The organism is Inquilinus sp. (assembly GCF_057815775.1).
The window spans coordinates 1-5,617 of sequence record NZ_JBYRFX010000390.1 but is presented as its reverse complement, the minus strand read 5'-3'; the positions used below and the strand labels follow the sequence as shown (position 1 = coordinate 5,617).

Below are 5,617 nucleotides of genomic sequence, written 5' to 3'. Positions count from 1 at the left end.
TGACGAGCGATGTGATTCCCGGACGGCCGAGCGTCCAGGCAAGCGCCACCTGGGCAGCCGAAACGCCCCTGTTGTCAGCGACCTCCACCAGGACATCGATAATGTCCCACAACCTGTTCTCGTCGCGGATCGGCGGTTCGGTCCAGCCGCTGAACTGGCGCGAACCTTCGGGCGTCTTCTGGTTGCGGCGGTGCTTGCCGGAGAGCAGTCCGGCCGCGAGCGGGCTCCAGACGAGTACGCCGAGGCCTTGGTCGATGCTGACGGGCAACAGTTCGTACTCGGCTTCCCGGGCTTCCAGCGTGTAGTGGATCTGCTGGCTGACGAAGCGCTGGCGCAGGGTGCGGTCGCTGACGGCCAGCGCCTTCATCAGGTGCCAGCCGGAATAGTTCGAGGCGCCGATGTAGCGGACCTTGCCCTGGCGCACGAGGCTGTCGAGCGCATCGATCGTCTCCTCCAGCGGGGTCAGCCCGTCCCACTGATGGACCTGGTAGAGGTCGATCACATCGGTCTTCAGCCGCTTCAGGCTGGCCTCGCAGGCCTCGATCAGATGGTGGCGCGACAGGCCGCGGTCGTTCGGCCCGTCGCCCATCGGGAAGCGGGCCGTGGTGGCGATCAGCACGCCGGATTTGCGCTTGCCGCCCAGGGCCTCGCCGATGATCTCCTCCGACGCGCCGGAGGAATAGACATCCGCCGTGTCGATCAGGTTGACGCCAGCATCCAGGCACAAATCGATCTGGCGCCGCGCCTCGTCCAGGCCGACAGTGCCGACCTTGGCGAAGTTGCCCTTGCCGCCCATGGTCATGGTGCCGAGGGTGATGGTCGAAACCTTCAGGCCGGAGCGGCCGAGCAGACGGTATTCCATGGGGCACCTCATCGCTGACGGGATGGCCCAGTCCTAGACCCACCGGTTTCAGCGTTCCAACGGAAAGATCTGATCGCATTCAGCACCGATGGCGCTGAATGGCCCGATCCCGGCTCGGCCGCGGTTGCGCGGACAGGCGAAACCCAGCCACACTTCGGGCGACAGGATCGGCCATTTCGCCTGAGGATCCACCCGAGGACTTGCATGCCCTCCACCATCGCCACCGAATCCACCGATCTGGCCCGGCTGCGGGCGCTGATCGCGGCATCGCGCGCGGTGGCCTGCGGCATGGTGCATGAGGCGGTGCCGCGCGATGCGGCCGGACAGCCGCGGCAGCATGCGATCGAGCCGGAAGGCTATGCCCGCCCGGCCCTGTGTTCCGATGGCCGGCGCGCCACCCAGCTGGCCTGCAGCCACAGCACCGCACGGCTGCCGCTGCGGCAGGCGATCGCGGCGCTGCGGGCGCGGGACGACGCCGATTCGGCGGCGCTGGAAGCGTTGATGGAAGATTGGACCCGGCTGGACGCGGCCCTGGGCACGCTGGACCACCGCCGCTATGCGGCCGAGACGCGGCTGGCAGACGCGGTTCGGGACGGGTTGGTCGGGACCGTTGACGGCGAGCGGTCGATCGCGGCGCTGGTCCAGGAGCATCGCGACCTCGCCCGAGGCCTCGATGCGCTGAGGGACCGTGTGCTGGCCGCGATCGACCGGCTTCCCGTTAGTTGAACACCGCCTCGTAGAAGCGGATGTCCTTCGCTTTCGCCATGTCGACGACCGCCGGCACGACCGGGTTGATGAAGACGCCTTCCATCAGCCCCTTCTCCGGATGCCGGATGTTGTAGACATGCGACCCGAGATCGGGCGCCGCCGGCGCGGTGAACAGGATCGCGAACGGATGGCGCCGCAGCAGCCCGGGCGACGCATGGGGCGACAGCCGGGCCGCGACCAGCGTGGCCTCGACCTGCCCCCCCGGCCCCTCGACCACGAAGGTGCCGCCGCGATGGTCCTTGAAGTCGTCGAAGCTCAGTTCAGCAAGCATTGGGCCAGTCCTCAGCTGCGCGGCGGGAAAATGCCTTCCAGGGCGATGATCCAGTTGATCGCCAGGTAGGGCGGCAGGATCGAGAAGGGCTGGTTGTTGCCCGCCAAGCCCGTCGTGCCGGTGACCGGAGAGGGAAAGGTCACGGCCGGGGTGGTGCCGCTCGGCGCGTAAGTGTTGACGGGCACCGGGCTGCCGGCGCTCTGGTCCGGGTAGTTCGCCGCACCGAGGATCGAGGTGGCGGTCGGCGCCGACTGGTTGGTGCCGCTCACATTGGTCGTGGCGGTGAGCGTGCTGGCGAGCGCCCCGGCCGGGTGGTTGTGCGTCGGCAGGTTGTTGAGGGTCAGCGTCTCGTTCTCGCTGCCGCTGATCTGGCCAAGGACATAGGTGCTCAGGCCCGGCCCCTGGCCGGCGCCGATCGGGAACCGGCTGGCCAGATTGGGCAGCGCGAAGGTGGTCTGGCCGTTGCCGCCATAGGTGGTGCCGAGCAGGCTGAACAGGGCGGTGTTCTGCGCGATCGACAGAATCTGGCCCCAGCAATAGGCCCAGCCGCGCGGCGCAAAGTTCGGTGCCCACCCCATGATGGTGGCCATATAGACGTCCATTGGAAATTCTCCCTGAAAAAACACAGTGATCGGAAATACTCGGCTGCTGGGTGCCGGCCTCGTCCGTTGCACGGAAAAAGCGAAACCGACCCTCGCAGCGACAACTTCAAATAAAATACAGCGTCAAAACAGAACTAACAAACAAATCATTATGTCATAAATTTTCCGAAGCCAAGCGCAAAATCACCGGGCCATCCAGCCGCCATCGACCGGCAGGACCGTGCCGGTGACGTAGCCGCTGTGCGGCGAGGCGAAGAACAGGGCGGCCGTCGCCAGATCCTGCGGCAAGCCCCAGCGGGCGGCCGGAATCCGGTCCAGGATCTGCCGGGTTCGCACCGGGTCGGCGCGCAGCGCCTCGGTGTTGTCGGTCTCCATATAGCCGGGGGCGATGGCATTGACGGTGATGCCCTTCGGCGCCAGCTCGTTGGCCATGCCGCGGGTCAGCCCGGCGATGCCATGCTTGCTGGCGGTGTAGGAGGAGACCCGGATGCCGCCCTGGAACGACAGCAGCGATGCGACATGGATGATTCGCCCGCGAATCTGCTGCTCCACCATGTGCCGCGCCACCGCCTGGGTCAGGAAGAACGCGCTCTTCAGGTTCACGGCCATCACCGCATCCCAATCCGCCTCGCTGAACTCCAGCAGATCGGCACGGCGGATGATGCCGGCATTGTTGACCAGGATGTCGACCCGGCCGAGTCGCGCGACGATGTCGGCGACCACCGCGTCGAGCCCGGAGGAATCCTCCAGGTCGCGCACGATCTCGACGAAGCGCCGGCCGGCGCCGGCCACCGCCGCCGCCGTGTCCGGCATCGGGCGGGAGCCGAGGCCGGCGATGTCGGCCCCGGCCTCGGCCAGGGCCAGGGCGATGCCCTGGCCAAGACCGGTGCGCGCCCCGGTGACGAGCGCGACCTGGCCCGACAGATCGAACAGACTCGCCGTCACAGCAGGTCGCCCATGGAGACGAAGTCCATGTCGGTGAAGGCCTGGTTGTCGCCGGCCATGCTCCAGATGAAGGCATAGGCCGCGGTGCCTGCACCGCAATGGATCGACCAGGGCGGCGACAGCACCGCCTGTTCGTTGCGGATCACCAGGTGGCGGGTCGCTTCCGGCCGGCCCATGAAGTGCATCACCACCGCGTCGGCCGGCAGCTCGAAGTAGAAATACGCCTCCATCCGCCGGTCATGGGTGTGCGCCGGCATGGTGTTCCAGGCGCTGCCGGTGTGCAGCCGGGTCAGCCCCATCAGCAGTTGGCAGGTCGGCAGCACCTCGGGGTGCAGGTATTGCGACAGGGTGCGGCGGTTGCAGGTCTCCGGCGCGCCCAGCTCCTTCACGATCGCCTGGGCCTTGGTGACCAGCCGCGACGGGTGCGCGGCATGGGCCGGCGAGGAGTTGATGTAGAACTTCGCCGGGTTGGCCGGATCGACGCTGGCGAAGCTGACCGCGGCGATGCCCTTGCCGAGATACAGCGCGTCCTGCGACGCGACCTCGTACACCGTCCCGTCGGCAGTGACGCGGCCGGCGCCGCCGACATTGATCAGCCCCAGCTCACGGCGCTCCAGCAGCGTGGCGCTGCCGACCAGCTTGGCCAGGTCCTCGCCGACCACAAGAGGCGCGTCGGTCGGCATGGCGCCGGCGACCAGCATGCGGTCGTAATGGGTGTAGGTCGCGTTCAACTGGCCCGGCACCATCAGCTGCTCGATCAGGAAATGCCGGCGCAGATCCTCGCCGTCCAGCATCTCGGCCTGCTCGTAATGCACCGCCTGGCGGGTGGTCGGGGCTTCGCTCGCCGTCATCGCAGTTCCTCTTTCACGCATCGTCTCTGGGGCCGGTCCGCACGGGGTGCGGGACCGGCTATTCGAACAGATCGGGGTGGTCGGCCTCGATCCCGGGCAGGGCCCGCAGGATCTCGGTCAAATGGTGCCGTGTCGCCTGCTCCGCCGCATCGGCGTCGCCGGCATCGATCGCCGCCATGATGGCGCGGTGCTGCGCGATCAGCGGCGCCATGGTCTCGGCGCCCGGCAGGGTCAGGGCGCAGATCCGGTCCATATGCGCCTTCAGGTCTTCGACCGCGGTCCAGGCCAGAGGGCAGCCGGCGCCTTCGGCGATGGCGATGTGGAACAGCTCGTCATAGCGCTGGAAATCGCTGTGGCTGCCGCGGGCCAGCGCCCGGTCCTGGGCGTCGAGCAGATCGTCGATACGTTCGCGGCTGGCCCGGTCGAAGCCGCCGCAGGCCCGCCGCACCAGTGCGACCTCGATCGATTCGCGGACGAAGCGCGCTTCCATCATCTTGCGCACCGACAGCTTGACCACGACGGTGCCGCGCTGGGGCTGGATCTCGACCAGCCGGGTCTTGGCCAGCGCGATCAGGGCTTCCCGCACCGGCTGGCGCGACACGCCGTAGCGCTGCGCGATCTCCTGCTCCGACAGCCGGGCGCCGGGCGGCAGCTCCAGCGTCACGATGGCACGGCGCAGCTCGCGCTCCAGCCGGTGCGCCGCGGATTCGAAGCTGTGGGTGGGGTCGATCTTCACGCGGGTTCCAGGGCCATGGCCTTCGTCTTGCATAGCAAGCCATACTACCAGACACAAGAATACAACGATCTGCCCGGGGGAGATGTCGATGAGTTCGAGCCGCGATCTGGCCATTGCCTTCACCGAGGCGCGCCGTGCCGGCCGCGCCCTGCCCGAATATCCCGGCACGCTGCCGCCCGACCTGCCGACCGCCTATGCGGTGCAGGAGGCGGCGATCGGACTGTGGTCGGACACCCTGGTCGGCTGGAAGGTCGCCGGCATCGCCGAGACCTGGCGGCCGCGCTACGACGCGCCGCGGCTGGCCGGCCCGATCTTCGCCCGCAATGTCCGCGATGCCCGGCAGGGGCCGGTGGAGACGCCGGTGATTTCAGGCGGCTTCGGTGCGGTCGAGGCCGAATTCGTGCTGCGGATCGGCCGCAACCTGCCGACCGAGGCCCGGGCCTACACCGCGGAGGAGCTGCGGCCCTTCGTCGGATCGGTGCATGGCGGCATGGAGATCGCGGGCAGCCCGCTGGCGACGCTGAACGACCTCGGCCCCGGCGCCGTGGCCAGCGATTTCGGCAACAATGCCGGCCTGGTGAT

Annotated in this window: 7 protein-coding genes and 1 pseudogene; 2 read left to right on the top strand and 6 right to left on the bottom strand. The window is 68.2% G+C overall.

Annotated elements, in window-relative coordinates; translation table 11 throughout:
• The coding region (locus AC3XYG_RS14075; protein WP_489140465.1) for an aldo/keto reductase at positions 1–862 on the bottom strand (862 nt) is incomplete at its 3' end.
• 204 nt (positions 863–1,066) lie between these two features.
• On the opposite strand from AC3XYG_RS14075, the gene AC3XYG_RS14070 reads away from it, so the two are divergent.
• On the top strand, positions 1,067–1,588 hold the full coding sequence (locus tag AC3XYG_RS14070; protein ID WP_489140464.1) for a hypothetical protein: 522 nt from the start codon (positions 1,067–1,069) through the stop codon (positions 1,586–1,588).
• On the opposite strand, the gene AC3XYG_RS14065 is transcribed toward AC3XYG_RS14070, so the two are convergent.
• The 5 genes from AC3XYG_RS14065 to AC3XYG_RS14045 all read right to left on the bottom strand — a co-directional run bounded on the left by AC3XYG_RS14065 (position 1,581) and on the right by AC3XYG_RS14045 (position 5,035).
• A complete protein-coding gene (locus AC3XYG_RS14065; RefSeq protein ID WP_489140463.1) occupies positions 1,581–1,901 on the bottom strand; it encodes a DUF6916 family protein in 321 nt (106 codons plus the stop codon). The two genes, AC3XYG_RS14070 and AC3XYG_RS14065, sit on opposite strands and share 8 nt — an antisense overlap.
• A gap of 11 nt (positions 1,902–1,912) precedes the next feature.
• Positions 1,913–2,503 carry a phage tail protein gene (locus AC3XYG_RS14060; protein ID WP_489140462.1) on the bottom strand — a complete coding sequence of 197 codons (591 nt, stop codon included), beginning with the start codon at positions 2,501–2,503 and terminating at the stop codon, positions 1,913–1,915.
• A 183-nt stretch (positions 2,504–2,686) separates the two neighbouring features.
• Positions 2,687–3,448, bottom strand: coding sequence for a 2-dehydro-3-deoxy-D-gluconate 5-dehydrogenase KduD (gene kduD, locus AC3XYG_RS14055; RefSeq protein WP_489140461.1), 762 nt, complete (start codon positions 3,446–3,448; stop codon positions 2,687–2,689).
• Entirely contained in the window at positions 3,445–4,299 is an 855-nt protein-coding gene (gene kduI, locus AC3XYG_RS14050) for a 5-dehydro-4-deoxy-D-glucuronate isomerase (RefSeq protein ID WP_489140460.1), read from the bottom strand. The genes kduD and kduI overlap by 4 nt, the downstream gene beginning before the upstream one ends.
• Positions 4,300–4,357: 58 nt before the next feature.
• Positions 4,358–5,035, bottom strand: coding sequence for a GntR family transcriptional regulator (locus AC3XYG_RS14045; RefSeq protein ID WP_489140459.1), 678 nt, complete (start codon positions 5,033–5,035; stop codon positions 4,358–4,360).
• 88 nt (positions 5,036–5,123) lie between these two features.
• Here AC3XYG_RS14045 and AC3XYG_RS14040 point away from each other — a divergent pair.
• Positions 5,124–5,617 (top strand): annotated as a pseudogene (locus AC3XYG_RS14040) (2-keto-4-pentenoate hydratase); the annotation flags it as partial.